We start from the raw sequence: 20,583 nt of genomic DNA on the forward strand, positions 1-20,583 counted from the left end.
GACGAGGGTTGACCGATACGGTTTTAGTCGTGCTCGATCGCAAGCGAGACCCTGAGGTCGAACGCGGCGAGGAGAAGGCGCGCCCCGCCGCGCCCGCGCCGCCCCTCCAGGTCGGGACGCTGAACTGGGCGTCCGCGGTGGGAAACCAAGCGGTGGCCCGCGCCGCCGCTTCGCGTGCGACGGTGGCGCGCGAGGAGGCCGAGGAAGAGGCCCCCGAGATGGAAGAGGCCGAAGGCGGAGGCGGCCCCGAGGCCGAGTCCGAGACCGAAGAGGCCTCGACGGAAGAGCTGCCTGAGGAGCTGCCCGAGTAGTGCAGTCCGGCCGGGAGCGGGAAGTCGACGAGGCGCCGATCGTCACCGACCAGGCGCCCGCGGTGGCCGTCGAACCGCCCTCGCTCTCGGGTCCGCTGACGGCGGCCCGCATCGCCGCGTTGCAGCGCGGCGCGGGCAACGCGGCCGTCGCCCGCCTCCTGAACGACCGCGGACGCCCACGCCCGCCGATCTCCCGCTTCCTCGACCCCTCGAACCTGGCCGGGTCGGCCGCGGAGCTCGTCGGCGAGGCGGCGAGTGGCGCGGCGGGCGCGGGCGCGTCGATGGCGGAGTCGGCCGGCGCGGCGGCAGGCGGCGCGGCGGGTGCGGGCGCGACGGCGGCGGAGTCAGCAGGCGGCGCGGCCGGCGCGGGTGCTGCGGCCGCGAGTGGCGTGCCGGGCGCGGCCGGGGCGGCGGCGAGTGGCGCGGCGGGCGCGGGCGCGTCGGTGGCGGAGTCGGCCGGCGCGGCGGCAGGCGGCGCGGCCGGCGCGGGCGCGACAGCGGCGGAGTCGGCTGGCGCGGCGGCGAGTGGCGCGGCGGGCGCGGGCGCGACGATGGCGGAGTCGGCCGGGGCGGCGGCGAGTGGCGCGGCGGGCGCGGGCGCGACGATGGCGGAGTCGGCCGGCGCGGCGGCGAGTGGCGCGGCGGGCGCGGGCGCGACGATGGCGGAGTCGGCCGGCGCGGCGGCAGGCGGCGCGGCCGGTGCGAGCGCGACCGCGGCGGAGTCGGCCGGCGCGGCCTCGGCGAGCGGCGCAGCCGGGGCCGGCGCGGCGGCGGAGAAACTGTTCGGCGGCGGTGCGGCGGGTGCCGCGGCCGCGGAGATGCTCGGCTCGGCGGGCGCCGGCGCGGCGGCGGGCGCGAGCGCGGCCGAGTTGCTGACCGGCGGCGCCTCCGCGATCTCCGAGGTCCTCGGCGGCGAGCACGGCGCCGCGACGGCGGGCGAGGCCAAGGGCGGCGCCGGCGCGGCCGCGGCGGGTGAAGCCAAGGGCGCGGCCGGGGCTGCGGGCGCGGGGCCGGCGACGGCCGGCGAGGCGAAGGCGGCGGAAGGTGGCGCGGCTGGTGCGGCGGCCTCGGGTGAGGTCAAGGGCGCGGCCGGTGGTGGCGCGGCCGGGGCTGCGGGCGCCGGGCCCGCGGCGGCGGGCGAAGCGAAGGCCGCGGAAGGTGGCGCGGCTGGTGCGGCGGCCTCGGGTGAAGCCAAGGGCGCGGCCGGCGGCGGCGCGGCGGGGGCGGGTCCCGCGGCGGCCGGCGAAGCGAAGGCCGCGGAGAGTGGCGCGGCCGGTGCTGCGGCGTCGGGTGAGGTCAAGGGCGCGGCGGGCGGCGGCGCGGCGGGGGCTGCGGGCGCGGGTCCCGCGGCGGCCGGCGAGGCGAAGGCCGCGGAGAGTGGCGCGGCGGGTGCTGCGGCGTCGGGTGAGGTCAAGGGCGCGGCGGGCGGCGGCGCGGCCGGGGCGGCGGCGTCGGGCGAGGCGAAGGCCGGGGCGGCCGGCGCGGGGCCGGCGGGCGGCGGTGAGGGCAAGGGTGCGGCCGGTGGGGCCAAGGGGGCCGCGGTCGGCGTCGAGGCGAAGAGTGCCGGCGCCGCGGGTGCGGTCGAGGAGGCCAAGGGCGGCGGGGGCGGCGCCGCGGCGGCGCACGCGGCCGCCGGTGGTGGGGCGGCCGGGCCGGCGGTCAACAAGGACCCGCACGCGGACCCGGCGTTCCAGGCCATGAAGGGGAAGTCCTCGGCGGCGGCGGGTGGGTCGAAGACGCACACGCCCGCGGCGGCGGGGGCGGCGAACGCGCAGGGTGCGGCGGTGCCGCCGGCGAACGACATGTCGAGCCAGGCGCAGGCCGCGCAGGTCGACGAGATGGCCACGAAGGAGCCTGGGGCGTTCGACCGGGCGGCGTTCATCGCGGCGGTCAAGGAGGCGGTCGACAGCTCGGCGCCCAAGAACCTCGAGGAGGCCGACGACTTCAAGGACGGCGGCGCGTCGGAGGTGAAGGGGAAGGTCTCGGGGATCGTCAAGACGGGCAAGGACGACTCGCAGAAGGACATCAAGGACGCGACCGTCGCCGCGCCGGACGCATCGAAGGCGAAGGCCAAGCAGGTCGAGCCGATGGCCAACGACCCGGTGGGGCAGGCGACGTCGACGGTCGGGGCGGCCAATGCGATGCCGGCGCCGGTTCCGCAGCAGACGACCGATCTGTCGGCCGGCCCGGACGCGGTCGACAAGCAGATGGCCGACGCGGACGTCACGGACGAGCAGATCGAGAAGTCCAACGAGCCGACCTTCAAGGACGCGCTGACCGCGCGCGACGAGGCCAAGCAACACTCGGACAAGGCGCCCGGCGAGTACCGCAAGACCGAGCAGGGCGTGCTCGGCAAGGCCAAGGGCGACGCGCAAGGCCTCGAGGCGCAGGGCCTCGGCCAGATGCACGGCGCGCGCGGCCAGGCGTTGCAGCAGGCGATCGGCCACAAGCAGGGCGCCAAGACCGAGGACGAGGCCAAGCGGGCGAAGGTCGCCACCGACATCCAGGGGATCTACGAGCGCACGAAGACCGACGTCACGAAGACGCTCGGCGACCTCGACGGCAAGGTCGACCAGGCCTTCACCGCGGGCGAGTCAGGCGCCCGCAAGAGCTTCGAGGACTACGTCGGCCAGCGGATGGACGCCTACAAGGACGACCGCTACTCGGGTCTCCTCGGAAAGGGCCGCTGGCTGAAGGACAAGTTGATGGGCATGCCGTCGGAGGTCAACGCCTTCTACGCCGAGGGCAAGACCCGCTATCTCGCCGCCATGGACGGCGTGATCGGCAAGGTCGCGGACGTGGTGGGCGCCGCGCTGACCGCCGCCCGCGCCCGCATCGCCCAGGGCAAGGCCGAGATCGCCAAGTACGTCGCGCAGCTCCCGCAGGACCTGCAGAAGGTCGGCAAGGAGGCGGAGTCCAAGCTCGACAGCCAGTTCGAGCAGCTGACCGCCGACGTCGACTCCAAGCAGTCCGAGATGGTCGACACGCTGGCGCGCAAGTACGTCGAGTCGCGCGATTCCCTCGACGCTCGCATCGACGAGATGAAGGCCGCCAACCGCGGCCTTGTCGACAAGGCGATCGACGCGGTCGCGGGCGTGGTCAAGACGATCATCCAGCTCAAGAACATGCTGCTGGGCGTCCTGGCCAAGGCCGCGGACGTGATCGGCGACATCATCTCGGACCCGATCGGCTTCCTGGGCCGCCTCGTGGACGGCATCAAGGCGGGCCTGAGCCGCTTCGTCGGCAACATCGCCAGCCACCTGCAAGAGGGCCTGATGGGCTGGCTGTTCGGGGCGATCGGCCGCGCCGGCATCCAACTGCCCAAGAACTTCGACATCGCCGGGATCTTCGACCTGGTGATGCAGGTCCTCGGCCTCACCTACCGCCAGATCCGCGCACGCGTCGTCAAGCTCGTCGGCGAGCGGGTCATGACCAAGCTCGAGCAGACCGTCGACGTCTTCAAGATCCTCGTCACCGAGGGGCCCGCCGGACTCTGGCACTGGATCCAGGACAAGGTCGGCGACCTCGAAGAGACCGTCATCGGCGGGATCAAGAACTTCATCATCGAGAAGGTCATCAAGGCGGGCATCACCTGGCTGATCGCCTTCCTGAACCCCGCTGCCGCCTTCATCAAGGCGTGCAAGGCGATCTACGACATCATCATGTTCATCATCGAGCGGGGCTCGGAGATCATGGACTTCGTCCGCTCGATCCTCGACTCGATCGGCGCGATCGCCAAGGGCAACATCGGGATCGTCGCCCAGAAGGTCGAGGACAGCCTCGCGCGCGCCCTCCCGCTGGCGATCTCGTTCCTGGCCAGCCTGCTCGGCCTCGGCGGCATCTCGGAGAAGATCCACTCGATCATCCAGAAGGTCCAGGCGCCGATCACCAAGGCCGTCGACTTCGTCGTGATGGGCGCGGTCAAGGGCGCGAAGAAGCTCTTCGGCTGGGCCAAGGGCAAGTACGACGCCGGCAAGAAGTGGGTCAAGGACAAGGCGACCGCGGTCAAGGACCGCTTCACCGGCAAGGACAAGAAGGGCGACGAGGAGACCGCCGACAGCAAGGACGTGCGCGCGAAGGTCACCCGCGACCTGCGGGGTTCGCTCGGCTCGACCTACGATGACGCCGACACGACCAAGGCCAAGATCGAGGCCGTCTACAACGCCAACGCCGCGTCGGGCCTCAAGCAGATCTCGGTCGAGCGCGTGGGCGAGGCGGACGAGATCGGCGTGTACGTGACCGCCTCGCCGCGCACGCTGGTCATGAAGCTCCTGCACAAGGACTTCAAGGTCGGAGTCCGGTTGGGCGAGGCGCGCCAGATGGCAGCCGCCCAGGCCGAGCCGGAGAAGGTCTCGATCGAGGACCAGGAGCGGCTCGCGGCGCTCAACGCGCGCCGTCTCGGCCCGCGCCGCGGCGTTCAGCACACCGCGGCCACCGCGACCTGGAACGGCGTCTCGCTCCCGCGCCAGGAGAGCAGCGGCCTGCACGCCGAGCAGAAGCTCGACATGCTCATCCGCCGCGGCGTCGCCGCCGGCACGCTCAAGTCCAACGAGCAGGGCAAGAACCAGCTCGCGATCCAGCTGACCAAGAGCCCGTGCCCGAACTGCTCGCAGATCCTGCAGACGCTCGCCGCCGACCTCAACGTCGACGTCCACCTCGAGTTGCTCGGCCTCTACCGCGGCAGCCAGGAGGACACAGACCCGGAGACGGGCAAGAAGACCCCGAAATCGGTCGAGCAGAAGCGCCAACAGAAGGAGCTCTCGGTCGACGTCCTGCGCGAGCTCCGGGCCAAGGGCTTCAAACTCTCGGTGCTGAGCGTCGAGAAGATGCTCGCCGAGCACTATGAGGGCGTCGAGCTCGACGACCAGGAGCTGAAGGTGATTCGCCGTCGCGCCAAGGAACTGGAGCCGATCATCAACAAGATCAACAGCGATGCGGAGAAGCTCGACGGGACCAAGGTGGGCTCGTGAGCGACCCCGAGGCGCACGTCCGCCTGATCACCGCCCGCCTGAAGGCCGCGGGCTGGGACCGCGATCCGTCCGCCGAGCAGCTCGACTGGCCGACCTTCACCCACGAGAGTGACCACGGCGAGCTGACCGTCGAATACCTCCCGGGCGAGGACTGGCTGCGCATCGGGCTCGCGACCGACGAGCTCGAGGGCAACCTCAAGGTGTTCTTCGGTACGCACCTCGAGCAGGTCCTCTCGGTCGTCACGGGCGCGCAGGACACGCTCGACCCGGACGGCTGGAGCGCCTTCATCGATGAGCTCCTCGCCGTCCCGGCGCGCGTGCTCGCCATCCAGGGCGAGGACGACGAGGTCGAGCTGCGCCTGTCCGACACCCGCTCGGAGTGAAGGCCTCTGAGCTCAGCGAGGCGGCCGCCGGCCGGCGCACGGCCGTCGTCGCCGCGTTGCGCTCCGCGGGCTGGCGCTGCGACTCCTGGGAGGAGCTGTTCGCCGCGGGCTTCTCGCTCTCCCCCGAGGCCTACTGCGAGCTGCCCGCCGAGGGGCGCGAGATCGGCATCGGCTACGTCGCCGAGGCGGACTACCTGACCCTCAAGTTCGAGAGCTCCGACGATGAGCAGATCGTGCTGCGGCTGTACCCCGAGCGCGACGCGGGCGAGTTGGCAGCCGCGCTCGCCCGCGAGGTCGAGGCCGCGCAGACGAGCGACGAGGGCCAGCAGCTCGCCGGGATCGTCGAGCGCCTGCGGCCGTTGTGCCGGCGGCAGGAGCTCGAGACCGCCGACGAGATCCTCGAGATCGAATAGCCCAGCGCGTCGACGTCGCCGGACGCGCCTGCTTCGTCAGACTCTTCACCGTGTTCTCACTGAAGACCTTCCGTGTCGTCGCTCTGACAGAGGCGACGAGTTTCCTGCTGCTGCTGGTCGCGTCCGTGCTCAAGCGCACCGCCGACGCCGAGGTTCTGGTCACGATCCTCGGCCCGATCCATGGAGCGCTGTTCGTCGCCTACGTGCTGATCGCGCTCAATCTCAAGGCCGACCAGGGCTGGAGCGCCAAAGAAACCGGTTACATCCTGCTCGGAGCCGTGATCCCGTTCGGCGGCTACGTCGTCGACCGTTGGTTGGCGCGCCGGGAGTATTCCCCAGTGGCGTAGCCCGATCGGCGAGGGTAGTTTGGGTCCTTGCCCACGGAGTGGCGAATCTCGTATCGCCGCGGGCTCTGGGTCACAGCTGCCATCGGAGTCCTCTGCTCGCTCGCCCTCCTCGCCGGCGGGAGGCGGATCGACGCCAGCCGGGACAGATTGCGCGACGACGCGGCGACCTTCGCCGCGTCGAGCGCCCTGCGCTCGCAGATCGACGTGCTCGAGGGCCAGGTCCGCGACCTGGGCGGCCTGTTCGTGGCCTCCAACGACGTCGAGCAGGACGAGTTCATGAAGTTCGTGACGCCGATGCTGCGGCGGTCGCAGGCCCGCTCGCTGGTCTACCTGGCCGACGTCCGCGACCCGCAGCGCGCCGCGTTCGAGCAGCGTCTCGGCGGCCCGATCCGCGAGATCACCCCGGACGGAAAGGTCCGGGTCGCCGGGCAGCGACCGCGCTACATCGTGGTCGTGCACGGGTCCTTCGTGGCCGCGGGCCGGCATCTCGAGGGCATCGACGTCGCCAACCAGCCCGGGCGGTTGGAGACGGTCGAACGCGCGGAGCGCCAGGGCACGCTCGCGGCCACCGGCTCGGTCGCGCTCGCCCGCAACGGCGAGCGCGGGACGATCATCTTCCAGCCGGTCACGACGGGCAAGGGCGAACGCGGGTTCGTGGCCGGGACCTTCAGCCATACCGTGATCTTCAACGCGGTCCGGCACGCGGTCGCGCCGGACGTCGCGCTGCGCCTCGCCAGCGGCGGCTCGCTCGTCGGCCAGACCGGGAAGCTGCCAGGCGACGCCGAGCACCAGCGGCTCACGTTCGGCGGCCAGACGCTCGACCTCGCGGTCTCCGCGCCGCAGGAGTCCGGGGTGCGGATCGGCCCGGTCGCGCTCGCCGTCGGGCTGTTGCTGACCCTACTGGTGATGATCCTCCAGGTCGTCCTGCGCACACGCCGGCGGCTGGCGATCCGCGACACCCGGTTGGCCGAGGCGTTCGAGGCGTCGCCGATCGGGCAGGCCGTCGGGTTCCGCGACGGGCACCTGGCGCGGGTCAATCCGGCGCTGTCGGAGATCACGGGGTTCTCGCGGGAGGAGCTGAGCGCGCGGACGTCGGTGGACCTCATCCACCCGGTGGACCGCGCCCGCGCCCAGGACCTCGTCGCCCGCGCGCTCGCCGCGCCCGGCACCGCGGTCGGCGGTGAGCTGCGGCTGCTGGTCGCCGACGGCGCCTCCCGCTTCGCGCAGGTGCACTTCACCCGCCTCGACGACGAGGAGCTGGGCAGCCCGCTGCTCACGCAGGTCATCGACGTGTCCGAGCGGCGCGGCCTGGAGGTCGAGCTGCGCCACCAGGCCGAGCACGACGCCCTGACCGAGCTGCTCAACCGGCGTGGCTTCCAGCGCCGGCTCGGCGCGCTCATCGACCATGGCGCGTCCGGCGCGGTGATGCTGATCGACCTCGACCACTTCAAGGCGATCAACGACACGCTCGGCCACCACGTCGGCGACGAGGTGATCCGCGCGGCGGGCGCGGCGCTGCGGCACTCGCTGCGCGCCGAGGACATCGTCGCCCGCATCGGCGGCGACGAGTTCGCCGTCCTCCTCCCCGGGGCGGACCGCGACCGCGCGCGGGCGACCGCGGCGCGGCTCGTCCACGCCGTCGACGGGATGCCGGAGGGCCGCGGCGTCAGCGCCAGCGTCGGGGTCGCGATGCTCGAGGGCCGCTTCGCCAAGGCCGACGACGCGCTGATGGCGGCCGATCTCGCGATGTATGACGCCAAGCACGCCGGTCGCCGGCGGACCGCGTTCTACGAGACCAGCGAGCAGTCCTCGACGCAGTCGCGGCTGCAGTGGGTGGACCGGATCCGCGGCGCGCTCGCCGAGGACCGGCTGACCCTGTTCGCGCAGCCCATCGTCGATCTCGAGACCGGCACGGTCCACCACGAGGTCCTGCTGCGGATGCTCGGGCCCGACGGCGAGCTGATCGCCCCGGGCGACTTCCTGCCGATCGCCGAGCAGTTCGGGTTGATGGGGGAGATCGACGGCTGGGTCGTGACCCGCGCGATCGGCGCGATCGCCGACCACCCCGACCGCGACCTCGTCTTCGAGATCAACCTCTCGGGCAGCTCGCTCGGGTCACCGGAGCTGCTCGTCGCGATCCGCTCGGCGCTGCTGTCCGGCCAGGTCGACCCGTCGCGGGTCATCTTCGAGATCACCGAGACCGCCGCGGTCACGAACTTCGAGGAGGCGGACATCTTCGCGCGCTCGCTGTCCAGCCTCGGATGCCGCTTCGCGCTCGACGACTTCGGCGTCGGCTTCGGCTCGTTCACCTACGTCAAGCACCTGCCGTTCGATTACTTGAAGATCGACGGCGAGTTCGTGCGCCACAGCGCCACCAGCCCGTCCGACCGCGTGATCCTCGAGTCGCTGATCCACGCCGCGCGCGGGCTCGGCAAGCGCACGATCGCCGAGTACGTGGAGGACGAGGAGACCATCACCCTCCTGCGCGAGCTCGGCGTGGACATGGTCCAGGGCTACTTCACCGGGCCGCCGGTCGAGCTCGGCGCGGTGATCGCCTCGGCGCCGCTCAGAGCGTCTTCCCGATCGCCTGCAACGCCGTAGGCAGGATCGTCAGCTCGGCCACGAACGCCCGGGGCGGGAGATCGACGGCGAACAGGCAGGCGGCGGCGACGTCGTCGGCGTGCAACATCTGGTCGCGGACCTCGCGCGTGGGCGGCTCAGGGCGGCTCTCGAGGATGTCGGTGTCGACCACGCCGGGGAGGATCACCGTGAAGCGGACCTCACCGCCCGACTCGAAGCCCGCGCCGTGGCTGAGCTTGATCGCGCCGCCCTTGGCCGCCTGGTAGGCGGGTCCGGAACGGTCGGTGTAGGCGCCGGACACCGAGCTGATGATCACGACCGTTCCGCGCGCTGCCTTGAGCTTGGGCAGGAACGAGTGGATCGCGTAGAACGGGCCGTTGAGGTTCGTGTCGACCATCCGGTCCCATGCGGCGGGCGTGAGCTCGTGCAGCCGGCGTTCCTTGATGTTCGTGCCTGCGCTGATGATCAAGGCGTCGACGCGCTCGAACGGAGCGGCGAAGTTCGCGACCGCGTGGTGGTCGGTGATGTCGAGCGTGTGCCCGGCGACGCCGGGCTCGGAGATGTCGCGGCGCGCGGCGGCGTGGACGCTGTCGCCGGCGTCGCGGAACGCGCGCGCGGTCGCCAGGCCGATGCCCGACGACGCGCCGATGACGACCACGGTGCGCTTCACGGCGCGAGGAAGACCTTGAACTCGGGCGGGGGCGGGCCGCCGGCCAACCGTGCGAACTGCTCCGGCCCGTCCTCGAGCGGACGCACCTCCGGGAGGTCCTTGCCGATCGTCGCCTGACCGCTGACGAGCCACTCGTGGGCTTGGTCGAAGTCGGCCATCGTGTACGCGTAGGAGCCCTGGATGCGGTGCTGGCTGCGGATCACGCCGTGGAAGCCGAGCGTCGTGTCATTGGCGGCGAGCCCGATGCAGACCAGCGTCCCGCCGGGCCGGAGCAGCTCGAGCGCCAATGCGCGGGTCGCCTGCGCGCCGACGGCGTCGAGCGCGAGATCCGGTTCGCCGGCGTCCCTGGCCTCCTCCGGCGTCGCGTAGACGGCGTGGGCGCCGAGCTCCTGGGCGCGGGCGCGGCGTTCGTCCTGCGGCTCGATCACGGCGACGTGGAGGATGCCGTCCAGCAGCGCGGCCTGCAACGTCACGAGGCCGATCGTGCCGGCGCCGAGCACGATCGCGCTCTCGACGCCCTCCGGAGCCAGGCGCACGGCGTGCACGCCGTTGGCCAGCGGCTCCATCAGCGCGCCGACGCGGGCGGAGACGCCGTCGGGCAGGACCCGCGCGTCGGCCGCCCGCACCTTGACGAAGCCCGCGAACGCGCCCGGGACGTGCACGCCGACCAGCACGCGGTCCTTGCAGAGATTGCTGAGGCCCGCCGTGCACAGGCGGCAGGCGCCGCAGCCGGAGAGCGGATTCACCGCGACGCGCGTCCCGTCGAACCGGCGAGCGTTGGCGCCCGCCGCGACGACCGTGCCGGCGAACTCGTGGCCCATCACCAGCGGCGGGATCCGGTTGCCCATGTGGCCGAGGTAGCCCTCGACCTCCGAGCCGCAGATCCCGACCGCCTCAGGCCGCAGGATCAGCTCGTCCGGGCCGGGCTCTCCCGGCTCGGCCGCGTCCTCGACGTGCATCGCGTTCGGCCCGTCCCACACGAGCGTCTTCATACGACCTCCACCGTGTTCACCAGCTCGCCCAGGCCGGTGATCGCGATCCGTACTTCATCACCGCCCCGCAAAGTGAACTCGACCGCGGGGATCACCGACGTCCCGGTCAGCAGGACGGCGCCGACCGGGAAGTCCATTGCCTTGAAGAGCCAGCTCACCAACTCCGTCAGGCTGCGCTTGAGCAGCGCGGTCTGGGTCGAGCCGGTGAAGACCTCGGAGCCGTCGCGGGCGATCGTCAGCGTGATCTCCAGCTCGTCGGCGGGCGGCGCCTCGTTCACCGGGACGATCGCCGGCCCGAGCGCGCAGGAGCCGCGGTAGACCTTCGCCTGCGGCAGGTAGAGCGGGTTCTCGCCCTCGATCGAGCGCGACGAGACGTCGTTGCCGATCGTGTAGCCGAGGATCTGCGCGTTGGCGCCGATCACCAGTGCCAGCTCCGGCTCCGGGACGTCCCAGCCGGAGTCCTCGCGGACGCCGATCAGGGCGCCGGGTCCCCGGACCCGGCCGGGCGCGGCCTTGAAGAACAGCTCCGGCCGGTCGGCGTCGTAGACGAGGTCGTAGAAGTCGTGCGCGCCCTTGGACTCGTCGTTGCGGGCGGTGCGCGAGGCGGCGTAGGTCACGCCCGCCGCCCACACCTCCTGGCCGGCGACGGGCGCCAGGATCACCGATCCGGCAGGGACAGGACCGGTGGCCGGAGCATCCAGCGTCCCCGCCGCGAGCAACTCGTCGAGCGTGCCCTCCAGCAGCTCGACCGGCCCGGCGTCGAGCGGCCCGCGCGCGAGCCGCTCGCCTTCCGCCGTCCGGACGCGCCAGATGGCCATCAGTGTCCACCCCCGCGAGTCCGACGGATTCTGGCGGGCCCCGCCCGCCGGTGATCTGGCCGGCGATCCGCCGGACTCACAGGGGCGAACACCTAGCTGCCCGCCGGGCCCACCGTGATCGTGTGCGTGCTCGTGTACAGCTCGCGCGCGGCCTTGCCCTGCTCGCGCGGGCCGAACGAGGACTGCTTCTCGCCCCCGAAGGGAGCGTGGAAGTCGACGCCGGAGGTCGGCATGTTGACGCGAATCATGCCCGTTTCGAGCCCGTCGACCACGGTCAGTGCCGAATCGAGGTCCTTCGTGAACACCGAGGTGACCAGGCCGAAGGCGACGGAGTTGGAGATCTCGACCGCCTGTTCGGCGCTGCTCGCCTTCAGGACGGTCACGATCGGGCCGAAGACCTCCTCCTGCGCGAGCTTGGCCGTCGGCTCCTGGCCGTCGATCACGGCGGGCGTGAAGAACAGGCCCGGGCCGTCGAGCGCCTCGCCGCCGGTGACGACGCGGCCGCCGTCGGCCGCGGCGCCCTTGGCCGCGCTGACGAGCTCGTCGCGGGCGGGCGGGTTGATGACCGGGCCGACGACGGTGCTCGCGTCGGCGGGGTCGCCGGTCGGCAGCGCCTCGACGGCGGCGGCGAGCGCGTCGGTGAACTGCGCGGCGTCGCCCAGGACGATCACGCGGCCCGTGGCGGTGCACTTCTGGCCCGCGTAGCCCATCGCCGCGCCCGCGATCACCTTCGCCGCGGACTCGACGTCCGCGTCCGGCAGGACGATCGAGGCGTTCAGGCCGCCCATCTCGGCCTGGCTGGCGATCCCGCGGGCCGTCGCCGAGGCGGCGACGCCGAGGCCGACCGCGGTCGAGCCGGTGAAGGAGACGACGTCGGCCATCTCGACGACGGCCTGGCCGGCGGCGCCCGGGCCGGTGATGACGTTGAAGACGCCGTCGGGCAGGTGCTTGCCGAGGATCTCCTGCAGCAGCAGCGCGCAGCCGATGGCGTCGCTCGCCGGCTTGAGCACGACCGTGTTGCCATACGCGAGCGCCGGCGCGGCCTTCCACAGCGGGATCGCGAACGGGAAGTTCCAGGGCGTGATCAGCCCGGCGACGCCGCGCGGGCGGCGGCGGCTCAGCAGCAGCGTGCGCAGGTCCGAGGGCGGCGCGGCGGGGTAGGTGTCGCCGTCCGGGTCCATCGCGGACTGCGCCTGGTAGCGCAGGATGCGCACGGAACGCCCATGCTCGCCGACGGCCTCGGTCAGTGGCTTGCCGACCTCACGGACCATGAGGTCGACCATCTCGTCCTTGGCGGCGTCCAGTGCGGCCGCGGCGGCGCTGAGCGCGTCGGCGCGGGCGAGCGCGTTGCGGCGCCACTCGCGCTGCGCGGCGCGGGCGCGGGAGAACGCGGCGGCGACCGTCTCGCGGTCGGCGGCCGGCGCGCTGACGACGACCTCCGACTGGTTCTGCGGTGAACGGCTCTCGATCGTCTGGGTGCTCATGACGCGCCGGACGCTAGCGCTTTGACCCTGCACGGACGGCTAGCGATTGTCGGAAAACTCACCGGCCCGTTGCTACCGTGCCGCCGCCGATGGACGCCTACCAAGCAATCGTCCTCGGCATCGTCCAGGGCCTCACCGAGTTCCTGCCCGTCTCGAGCACGGGGCACCTGCGGATCGTCCCCGCCTTTCTCGGCTGGGAGGACCCCGGCTCGGCGTTCACCGCCGTCACGCAGCTCGGGACGCTCGCCGCGGTGCTGATCTACTTCCGCGCCGACCTGTGGCGGATCCTGCGCGCGTGGGCGGGCAGCGTCGCCGACCGCACCTTCCTGCGCTCGCCCGACCATGACGCGCGCCTCGGCTGGTACATCGGCTTCGGCACGATTCCGATCGGGATCTTCGGGCTGATCTTCAACGACCAGATCGAGTCCGGCGCGCGCTCGCTGTACCTGATCGGCTCGACGCTGATCGTGCTCGGCCTGCTGCTGTTGCTGGCCGAGAAGGTCTCGACCCGCACCCGCTCGATCGAGGAGCTCAACGGGCGCGACGCCGCGGTCATGGGCCTCGCGCAGGCGGCCGCGCTCGTGCCGGGCGTGTCCCGGTCCGGCGCGACGATCACCGGCGGCCTGTTCATGGGCTTCGACCGCGAGTCGGCCGCCCGCTACTCGTTCCTGCTGTCGGTCCCGGCGGTCGTCCTCTCCGGCCTGTTCGAGGCGCGCAAGATCGGCGAGCCCGGCGGCGCGGACCTCGTCCCGACGCTGATCGCCACGCTGCTGGCCTTCATCGTCGGCTACGCGTCGATCGCGTGGATGCTGCGCTGGCTGACCTCCCACTCGACCGCGGTGTTCGTCGTCTACCGCGTCGTCCTGGGCACGCTCGTGCTCATCCTGACCGCGTCCGGTGCCATCTCGTAGAATTTTGGTCAGATGACCCTTCGCGAGACCGTACGTCTGCCTCCGTCGGTCTTCCGCCTGCCGGTCGAGAAGATCCGCGACGGTTACTACTCCGACGCCTACTTCAACCTGACCAAGCAGCTCCTGGAGGCCGACGATCACCACCCGCGGGTGCTGATGCAGGTCTTCCAGCGCAAGGAGTCGCTGCTCGGCGGCATCGACGAGGCGATCGCCGTGCTCAAGCAGGGCTCGGGTCACTACGAGGGCGACGTGTGGCTCAACGCCTGGGACAAGCTCGAGGTCAAGGCCCTGCACGAAGGCGACGAGATCTCCCCCTGGGAGACCGTGATGACGATCGAGGGCGACTACTCGGAGTTCGCCCACCTCGAGACCGTCTACCTCGGCGTCCTGGCGCGCCGCACGCTGATCATGCGCAACGTCCGCGAGGTCGTCGAGGCCGCCCGCGGCAAGCCGATCCTCTACTTCCCCGCCCGCCACGACCACTGGCTGGTGCAGACCGGCGACGGCTGGTCGGCCCACATCGGCGGGACCGTCGGCGTCTCCACGGACGCCCAATCCTCCTGGTGGGGCGGCCGCGGCGTCGGCACCGTCCCGCACGCGCTGATCGCCGCCTACGGTGGCGACACCGCCCTCGCCGCGCGCAAGTTCGCCGACCGCTTCAGCCGCGACATGAACGTCACCGTGCTCGTCGACTTCGTCAACGACTCCGTGCGGACGGCGTTGGAGGTCGCCGAGGCGCTGGGCGAGGACCTCTGGGGCGTGCGGCTGGACACCTCCAACACGCTGGCCGACGAGTCCCTGCGCCGCCTCCACGGCGACGCGGCACCGAAGGGCGTCGCCGCCGAGCTCGTCGAACTGGTCCGCACCGAGCTCGACAAGCACGGCTACCCGGACGTCCGCATCGTCGCCTCCGGCGGCTTCACCGCCGAGCGCATCACGAAGTTCGAGGAGGCGGGCGTGCCCGTCGACTCCTACGGCGTCGGCTCGTCGCTGATCCGCGGCTCCAACGACTTCACCGCCGACGTCGTGCTCAACGACGGCAGGCCGTGCGCGAAGGTGGGCCGCGAGTACAAGCCGAACGCGAGGCTCGAGCCGGTCAAGTAGCGAGCGCGGCGCGCGGAGGACCGCAGACGCGCCACGATCTCGACCCGAAGATCGCCCGTGGACGACGGCGACACGCTCGTCGCGCTGATCCGTCACCCGCAGGGGGTGACGGCGGGCGCTGCACTGTTCGAGCGCGGGGAGGTAATGTCCGTGTTCGGCATGGAGATGCGCGTTTTGGCGCTGGAGACCAAGCTCACGGCAGGCAGTGAGCATTCGCTGCGCTACGAGTCGTCGCCGGCGATCTCCCGAGCGCGGCGCGAGCAGATGGACTGGGCGGATGTTCGTGCGCGGACGTCCGGCTCTCCGTTCGCGAACGCCTTCTTCGTGATGCTGGAAGGCCTCGGCGCTCTCGCCGGGGCGAAGCCGACGACCGGCGGCCACGAACCACGGGTGCGCGTCCTCACGCCTCGCGGTTCGGCTGCCGCACACGTGGGGTAGGCGCGACCAATGGCCGAACCGATCACGCAGGCCCGACTCCGGGAGCTCGCAGCCGTCCGACCCGATGAGGGGCGAGTGCTGTCCGTGTTCCTGAACCTGGACCCGACCGAGTTCGCGACGCCGAGCGCGCGATCATCCGCGGTGACGTCCGTGATGACCGCCGCGGCACGCAAGGTCGAGGCCAAGGAGGGTCTCTCTCACGACGAACGGATGGCGCTGCGGGATGACGTGGAGCGCGTCCGCGACGTGCTCCTGTCCGACGTCGCCGCCAACGGGACGCGTGCCGTCGCGGTGTACGCCTGCGGGCCCGCGAATCTGCTCGAGATCGTGCGACTGCGGCGGCCCGTGGACAACAAGGTCGTGCTCGACAGGACCGCGTTCGTCGAGCCGCTCGTGCTGCACGGCACCGACGAGCAGTGGATGGTGATCCTCACCAACCGCCGCGCCGCGCGGCTGTTCGTCGGCCCCGGCGACGCGCTCGAGGAGACCGACCGCTTCGTCGACGACGTGCACAGCGAGTACGAGAAGCTCGGCTGGTCGCCGTCCAAGTACCAGCGCTCGGCCGAGAAGGAGGTCCGGGACCACCTGACCAACGCGGCCGAGCTCGCGTTCAACGTCTTCAAGCACCGCGGGCTGGACCGGGTGATCATCGGCGCCCCCGAGGATCTGATCGGGGAGTTCAAGAGCAAGCTGCACTCCTACCTGCGCGAGCGCTGCGTCGGCAAGGTCGTGCTCGACGTCGAGAACGCCTCGCTGGACGACGTCTGCGGGGCCGCCAGGCCCGTGATCGAGGCGCACGTGCAGAAATGCGAGCGCGAGGCGCTGGACCGGCTGGCGCAGGGCGTGGGCACGGGCGGGCGCGGCGCGGCCGGCATCGCGGAGGTGCTGGACGCGCTCAACCAGGCCCGGGTCGAGACGCTGCTGATCTCGGAGAACTTCAAGGCCGCCGGGCGCGTCGACTTCCAGGCGGGCCTGCTGCTGCCGGACTCCGCGGACCAGGGCGAGCCGGTGGAGGACATCGTCGAGCCCGCGATCGAGAAGGCGATCGAGCAGTCCGCGACGGCGATGGTCGTCCGCCACCACGACGACCTGGTCCCGCTCGGCGGGATCGGGGCGGTGCTGCGGTTTTGAGTCGCGTCGCGGTTCTGGGCACGGGGATCATGGGCGCGCCGATGGCGCGCCACCTCGCCTCACGGCACGACGTCACGGTCTGGAACCGCACGCGCGACAAGGCTGAGGGGCTCGGCGCGACCGTCGCCGGGTCCCCCGCCGAGGCGGTCGACGGCGCCGACGTGATCGTCACGATGCTCGCCGACGGGCCGACGGTCGCGAGGGTCATGGAGGGCATCGAGCTCAAAGACGACCAGCTCTGGTGGCAGGCGAGCACGGTCGGCGTGGACTGGATCGCCAAGCTCGGCGACCGGCTCGTCGACGGGCCGGTGCTCGGCACGCGCAAGCCGGCCGAGGACGGCGCGCTGACCGTGCTGGCGTCAGGCCCTGGCCGCGAGCAGTTGCAGGACGTCTTCGAGCCCGTGTCCGCGAAGGTCGTCGACCTCGGCGACGAGATCGGCACGGGCACGCGGATGAAGCTGGTGCTCAACACGTGGGTGCTGGCGCTCGTCGAGGGCCTCGCGCAGACGATCGCGCTCGCCGAAGGGCTGAAGATCGACCCGGAGCAGTTCCTGGAGATCATCAGCGGCGGGTTGATGGACACGCCCTACGCGCACATGAAGGGGCGGCAGATGATCGACCGGTCCTTCGAGCCGAGCTTCCCCCTGGCGCTGGCCGCCAAGGACGCCGGGCTGGTCGCGGAGGCCGCGAAGGCGGCGGGTCTCGAGCTCCCGCTGCCGGGGTTGATCCGGGACCAGATGGGCAAGGCCGTCGAGGCAGGCCACGGTGATCGGGACCTGGCCGCTACGTTCCTGGCCTCATGGCTCGAGCGCTCCTCATAATCGACTTCCAGAACGACTTCACTCCCGGCGGCGCCCTGGCGGTGAGCGAAGGTGACACGATCGCCCCGAAGATCAACGCGCTCGCCGCCTCCGGCGACTATGACCTCGTCATCGCCACCCGCGACTGGCATCCCGCCGACCACGGCTCCTTCCAGGCGCAGGGCGGGATCTGGCCCGTCCATTGCGTCGCGGGCACGCAGGGCGCTCAGCTGCATCCCGATCTCGACCGCACGAAGATCGACATCACCGTCGACAAGGGCCAGGCGGTCGACACCAACGGCTACAGCGGCTTCGAGGGGACCGACCTCGAAGAGATCCTGCGCGAGCGCGGGGTCACCCAGGTCACGGTCGTGGGCCTGGCCACGGACTACTGCGTGAAGAACACGGCGCTGGACGCACTCAAGGCCGGCTTGGAGGTGACCGTGGACTCGACGGCCGCCCGCGGCGTCGAGGTGCAGCCGGGCGACTCCGAGGCCGCGCTGGCCGAGGTACGCGCCGCCGGCGGCGTGATCGTATGACTCGGAGCCTGATGACAGGCCGCCGAGGCACCATGCGCAGGTTTCAGGCATCCCGGGGGTGGCAGCGATGAGCAAGCGCTTCGGCCCTGATCACCTGATCGCGCAGCTCCGCGCCCACGTCTCCGACGAGCGCGTGCTGGAGGCGATGCGCTCGGTCCCGCGCGACCTCTTCGTCCCCGACGAGCTCGCCGGCGAGGCGTGGGACAACGTCCCGCTGCCGATCGGCGCCGGCCAGACGATCTCCCAGCCGCTGGTCGTCGCCCGCATGCTCGAGCAGCTCGAGCTCAAGGGCGGCGAGCGCATCCTCGACGTCGGCACCGGCTCCGGCTACCACGCCGCGCTGCTCGCCCACCTCGGCTCCCACGTCTGGTCGGTCGAACGCCACCGCGACCTCTCCGACCAGGCCAAGCGCAACCTCGAGAAGGCCGGGATCCACAACGTCACGCTGATCGTGGGCGACGGCGCCCGCGGCCTGCCGGAGACCGCCCCGTTCGACGCGATCAACGTCGCCGCCGCCGCGGGACACGACATCCCGCAGGCGCTGGTCGACCAACTCGGCCGCGGCGGCCGCCTGATCGTCCCCGTGCAGACGGGCGACCAGCGCCTCTGGCTCGTGCACCACACGCCGGGCGGGCGCTTCGAGCGCACGGGCCTCGAACGCGTCCGCTTCGTGCCGCTCGTTTCCTAAAGGGGCCTGACCCCTTTAGGTTGTGAAGAGCTTCGGGACCGCGCGGCGGAGCGTCGCGGCGGCCGCGGCCTCGTCGAGGCGTCCCGCCGCCACGTCGTCCGCCGCGGCGTGCATCAGGGCGAGGAACCAGGTGGCGGGGACGTCGCGATCGAAGTCGCCGCGCTCGAGCAGGGCGTTCAAGCGCGCCAGCACCGGGCCGTGGAAGTCGTGCAGTGCCGCGCGCGACGGCGAGACGGCCGCCAGCGCCTCGAGCACGCGGGCGTGGCGGGCGACGGACGTCCACCACGCCTGGATGAGCCGGTCCAGAGCCTCGGCGGGCGGGCCGGATTCGGGGTCGGCGGCGTCAATGGCGGTGAGCGTCTGCTCCAGCGCGCGGTCCGCGACGGCCTCGAGGAGGTCGTCGCGGGACGGGAAGTGGGCGTAGATCGTCTGGCGGACGACGCCGGCGGCCTTGGCGATCTCGCCCAGGCCCGCGTCGGGACGGTCGGCCAGGACGAGCACGGCCGCGTCGAGGATCGCCGCGATGTTGCGTTCGGCATCGGCGCGGCGCCTGGTCACAGCCGGCCAACTTAGTGCACGAACGCCGTCGCGCTTCCGGGGGCGACGTCGGCGCGGCGCACGCCGACGAGCGCGAGCAGCGCCGCGGCCACGCAGAACACGCCCGCCGCGTTGAAGGCGTCGCCGCCGTTGAGCGCGATCGTGGAGAGCACCGGCAGGACGAGGGCGATGCCGATCTCGTGCGCGGTGCTCATCAGCCCGGAGACCAGCCCGGCCTCCTCATGGCCGACGCCCGACAAGCCGGTGATGAAGATCCCCGACGCGGCGAGGCCGATCCCGAGGTCGAGCAGGAGCAGGCCGGGGAGCACGTCCGCGACGTAGCTGCCGTCCGCCGGCAGGCCGCTCAGCAGCAGCGCTCCGCCCGCGCCGAGCGTCATCCCGCTCGCGAGCACGCCCTTGGCGCCGAGGTGGGCGATCAGATGCCGGCCGCCGTGGGCGGCGAGCACCAGCAGGACGGCGCCCGGGAGGAACTCGAGCCCGGTGCGCAGCGCGGAGTGGCCGAGCGTCTCCTGGAGGTAGACGGTGAGGAAGAAGAACGAGGAGAGGACCGTGCCCATCCCGACGACCATGAGCGCGAGCGCCACGACGGTCGGGCGGCGACGCAGCACACGCAGCGGGACGAGCGGTGCCGCCGCGCGTCGCTCGACGCCCACGAACGCGGCCAAACCGAGGGCGGCGAGCGCGAACAGCCCGAGCGTCTGCACCGAGATCCACCCTGCGTCGGGGGTCTCGACGAGCGCATAGATCAGCGCGACGAGGCCGGCCGTCGCCAGTGCGGCGCCGAGCACGTCGATGCGCCCGCCCACGGGCGTGTCGCGAGCGATCACCCGGCGCGCGAGCACCCCCACGACGATCCCCACCGGCACGTTGACGAGGAAGATCGCCCGCCAGTCGAAGAGCTCGGTCAGCGCGCCACCGACCAGCACGCCGACGGCGCCGCCGCTCGCGGCGACCGCCGCCCATGCCGCCAGCGCGCGGTGGCGCTCCGGGCCCTCGGGGTGCAGCGTGGTCACCAGCGACAGCGCCGCGGGGGAGAGCATCGCGGCGCCGACGCCTTGCGCCACCCGCGCGACGATCAGCATGGCGGGCGAGCCGCTCAGCGCTGCTCCCAGAGAGGCCGCGGTGAACACGCTCAGGCCGAGGAAGAACATGCGCCGCCGTCCGAACAGGTCGGCGGCGCGGCCGCCGAGCAGCAGCAGCCCGCCGAACGCGAGCGTGTACGCGGTGATCACCCACTGGAGATCGCCGGCCGCCAGGCCGAGATCGTGCTGCATCGACGGCAGCGCGATGTTCACCACCGTGATGTCGAGGATGACCATGAACTGGGCCGCGCAAAGGAGGAGCAGCGCCCGCATCGGGACCTCCGAACTCGAAGAACACTTACAGTGCTGTCCAAGTTAGCGAGATTGGACAGCACTGTCAAATTTCGCGCTGGTCACAGCGTGG

At 72.1% G+C, this 20,583-nt stretch carries 19 protein-coding genes; 13 read left to right on the forward strand and 6 right to left on the reverse strand.

What is annotated here, in order from left to right; translation table 11 throughout:
- Window positions 1–29: 29 nt before the first annotated feature.
- Genes G569_RS0108055 through G569_RS57490 form a run of 6 tightly spaced genes read left to right on the forward strand, consistent with a single transcriptional unit; the run spans window position 30 to window position 9,025 of the window.
- The gene (locus tag G569_RS0108055) at window positions 30–311 is read left to right on the forward strand and encodes a hypothetical protein (RefSeq protein ID WP_028063034.1); all 282 of its coding nucleotides are present in this window, start codon (window positions 30–32) and stop codon (window positions 309–311) included.
- Window positions 311–5,281, forward strand: coding sequence for a phage tail protein (locus G569_RS62335; RefSeq protein ID WP_053226032.1), 4,971 nt, complete (start codon window positions 311–313; stop codon window positions 5,279–5,281). Before G569_RS0108055 ends, G569_RS62335 begins: the two co-directional genes overlap by 1 nt.
- The gene (locus G569_RS0108065) at window positions 5,278–5,664 is read left to right on the forward strand and encodes a hypothetical protein (protein WP_028063035.1); all 387 of its coding nucleotides are present in this window, start codon (window positions 5,278–5,280) and stop codon (window positions 5,662–5,664) included. The genes G569_RS62335 and G569_RS0108065 overlap by 4 nt, the downstream gene beginning before the upstream one ends.
- On the forward strand, window positions 5,661–6,077 hold the full coding sequence (locus G569_RS0108070; protein WP_028063036.1) for a hypothetical protein: 417 nt from the start codon (window positions 5,661–5,663) through the stop codon (window positions 6,075–6,077). Before G569_RS0108065 ends, G569_RS0108070 begins: the two co-directional genes overlap by 4 nt.
- Window positions 6,078–6,127: 50 nt before the next feature.
- Window positions 6,128–6,424 carry a DUF3817 domain-containing protein gene (locus G569_RS46555; protein WP_037495281.1) on the forward strand — a complete coding sequence of 99 codons (297 nt, stop codon included), beginning with the start codon at window positions 6,128–6,130 and terminating at the stop codon, window positions 6,422–6,424.
- A gap of 27 nt (window positions 6,425–6,451) precedes the next feature.
- Window positions 6,452–9,025, forward strand: coding sequence for a bifunctional diguanylate cyclase/phosphodiesterase (locus G569_RS57490; protein ID WP_157591894.1), 2,574 nt, complete (start codon window positions 6,452–6,454; stop codon window positions 9,023–9,025).
- On the opposite strand, the gene G569_RS0108085 is transcribed toward G569_RS57490, so the two are convergent.
- From G569_RS0108085 to G569_RS0108100, 4 genes are all read right to left on the reverse strand, one after another.
- On the reverse strand, window positions 8,991–9,674 hold the full coding sequence (locus tag G569_RS0108085; protein ID WP_028063037.1) for an SDR family oxidoreductase: 684 nt from the start codon (window positions 9,672–9,674) through the stop codon (window positions 8,991–8,993). The two genes, G569_RS57490 and G569_RS0108085, sit on opposite strands and share 35 nt — an antisense overlap.
- Complete coding sequence (locus G569_RS0108090; RefSeq protein WP_028063038.1) at window positions 9,671–10,666, reverse strand: alcohol dehydrogenase catalytic domain-containing protein; 996 nt, start codon at window positions 10,664–10,666, stop codon at window positions 9,671–9,673. Before G569_RS0108090 ends, G569_RS0108085 begins: the two co-directional genes overlap by 4 nt.
- A complete protein-coding gene (locus G569_RS46565) occupies window positions 10,663–11,484 on the reverse strand; it encodes a fumarylacetoacetate hydrolase family protein (protein WP_037495283.1) in 822 nt (273 codons plus the stop codon). Before G569_RS46565 ends, G569_RS0108090 begins: the two co-directional genes overlap by 4 nt.
- Before the next feature lie 92 nt (window positions 11,485–11,576).
- Window positions 11,577–12,968: an aldehyde dehydrogenase family protein gene (locus tag G569_RS0108100; protein WP_028063039.1), complete on the reverse strand. Its 1,392-nt coding sequence runs from the start codon at window positions 12,966–12,968 to the stop codon at window positions 11,577–11,579.
- Between the two features lie 89 nt (window positions 12,969–13,057).
- Between G569_RS0108100 and G569_RS0108105 the strand changes: the two genes are divergently transcribed.
- From G569_RS0108105 to G569_RS0108135, 7 genes are all read left to right on the forward strand, one after another.
- Window positions 13,058–13,879, forward strand: a complete 822-nt coding sequence (locus tag G569_RS0108105; RefSeq protein WP_028063040.1) for an undecaprenyl-diphosphate phosphatase — start codon at window positions 13,058–13,060, stop codon at window positions 13,877–13,879.
- Between the two features lie 12 nt (window positions 13,880–13,891).
- Window positions 13,892–14,983, forward strand: a complete 1,092-nt coding sequence (locus G569_RS0108110) for a nicotinate phosphoribosyltransferase (RefSeq protein WP_037495286.1) — start codon at window positions 13,892–13,894, stop codon at window positions 14,981–14,983.
- 57 nt (window positions 14,984–15,040) lie between these two features.
- On the forward strand, window positions 15,041–15,421 hold the full coding sequence (locus G569_RS57495) for a hypothetical protein (RefSeq protein ID WP_053226034.1): 381 nt from the start codon (window positions 15,041–15,043) through the stop codon (window positions 15,419–15,421).
- 75 nt (window positions 15,422–15,496) lie between these two features.
- Window positions 15,497–16,552 carry a baeRF10 domain-containing protein gene (locus tag G569_RS62340; RefSeq protein WP_028063042.1) on the forward strand — a complete coding sequence of 352 codons (1,056 nt, stop codon included), beginning with the start codon at window positions 15,497–15,499 and terminating at the stop codon, window positions 16,550–16,552.
- Complete coding sequence (locus G569_RS0108125; RefSeq protein WP_028063043.1) at window positions 16,549–17,373, forward strand: NAD(P)-dependent oxidoreductase; 825 nt, start codon at window positions 16,549–16,551, stop codon at window positions 17,371–17,373. The genes G569_RS62340 and G569_RS0108125 overlap by 4 nt, the downstream gene beginning before the upstream one ends.
- A complete protein-coding gene (locus G569_RS0108130; protein ID WP_028063044.1) occupies window positions 17,352–17,891 on the forward strand; it encodes a nicotinamidase in 540 nt (179 codons plus the stop codon). Before G569_RS0108125 ends, G569_RS0108130 begins: the two co-directional genes overlap by 22 nt.
- A 67-nt stretch (window positions 17,892–17,958) precedes the next feature.
- On the forward strand, window positions 17,959–18,579 hold the full coding sequence (locus tag G569_RS0108135; protein ID WP_037495295.1) for a protein-L-isoaspartate(D-aspartate) O-methyltransferase: 621 nt from the start codon (window positions 17,959–17,961) through the stop codon (window positions 18,577–18,579).
- 15 nt (window positions 18,580–18,594) lie between these two features.
- On the opposite strand, the gene G569_RS0108140 is transcribed toward G569_RS0108135, so the two are convergent.
- Both G569_RS0108140 and G569_RS46575 read right to left on the reverse strand, forming a co-directional pair.
- A complete protein-coding gene (locus G569_RS0108140) occupies window positions 18,595–19,137 on the reverse strand; it encodes a TetR/AcrR family transcriptional regulator (protein ID WP_028063046.1) in 543 nt (180 codons plus the stop codon).
- 11 nt (window positions 19,138–19,148) lie between these two features.
- Entirely contained in the window at window positions 19,149–20,492 is a 1,344-nt protein-coding gene (locus tag G569_RS46575; protein ID WP_053226035.1) for an MFS transporter, read from the reverse strand.
- Window positions 20,493–20,583 lie beyond the last annotated feature (91 nt).

Source organism: Solirubrobacter soli DSM 22325, assembly GCF_000423665.1.
GTDB lineage: Bacteria > Actinomycetota > Thermoleophilia > Solirubrobacterales > Solirubrobacteraceae > Solirubrobacter > Solirubrobacter soli.

Coding starts and splice junctions, on each gene's coding strand:
- G569_RS0108110 (WP_037495286.1), top strand. CDS start 13,892: ATGACCCTTCGCGAGACCGTACGTCTGCCTCCGTCGGTCTTCCGCCTG.
- G569_RS0108130 (WP_028063044.1), top strand. CDS start 17,352: ATGGCTCGAGCGCTCCTCATAATCGACTTCCAGAACGACTTCACTCCC.
- G569_RS0108090 (WP_028063038.1), bottom strand. CDS start 10,666: ATGAAGACGCTCGTGTGGGACGGGCCGAACGCGATGCACGTCGAGGAC.
- G569_RS0108100 (WP_028063039.1), bottom strand. CDS start 12,968: ATGAGCACCCAGACGATCGAGAGCCGTTCACCGCAGAACCAGTCGGAG.
- G569_RS0108105 (WP_028063040.1), top strand. CDS start 13,058: ATGGACGCCTACCAAGCAATCGTCCTCGGCATCGTCCAGGGCCTCACC.
- G569_RS0108135 (WP_037495295.1), top strand. CDS start 17,959: ATGAGCAAGCGCTTCGGCCCTGATCACCTGATCGCGCAGCTCCGCGCC.
- G569_RS46565 (WP_037495283.1), bottom strand. CDS start 11,484: ATGGCCATCTGGCGCGTCCGGACGGCGGAAGGCGAGCGGCTCGCGCGC.
- G569_RS46575 (WP_053226035.1), bottom strand. CDS start 20,492: ATGCGGGCGCTGCTCCTCCTTTGCGCGGCCCAGTTCATGGTCATCCTC.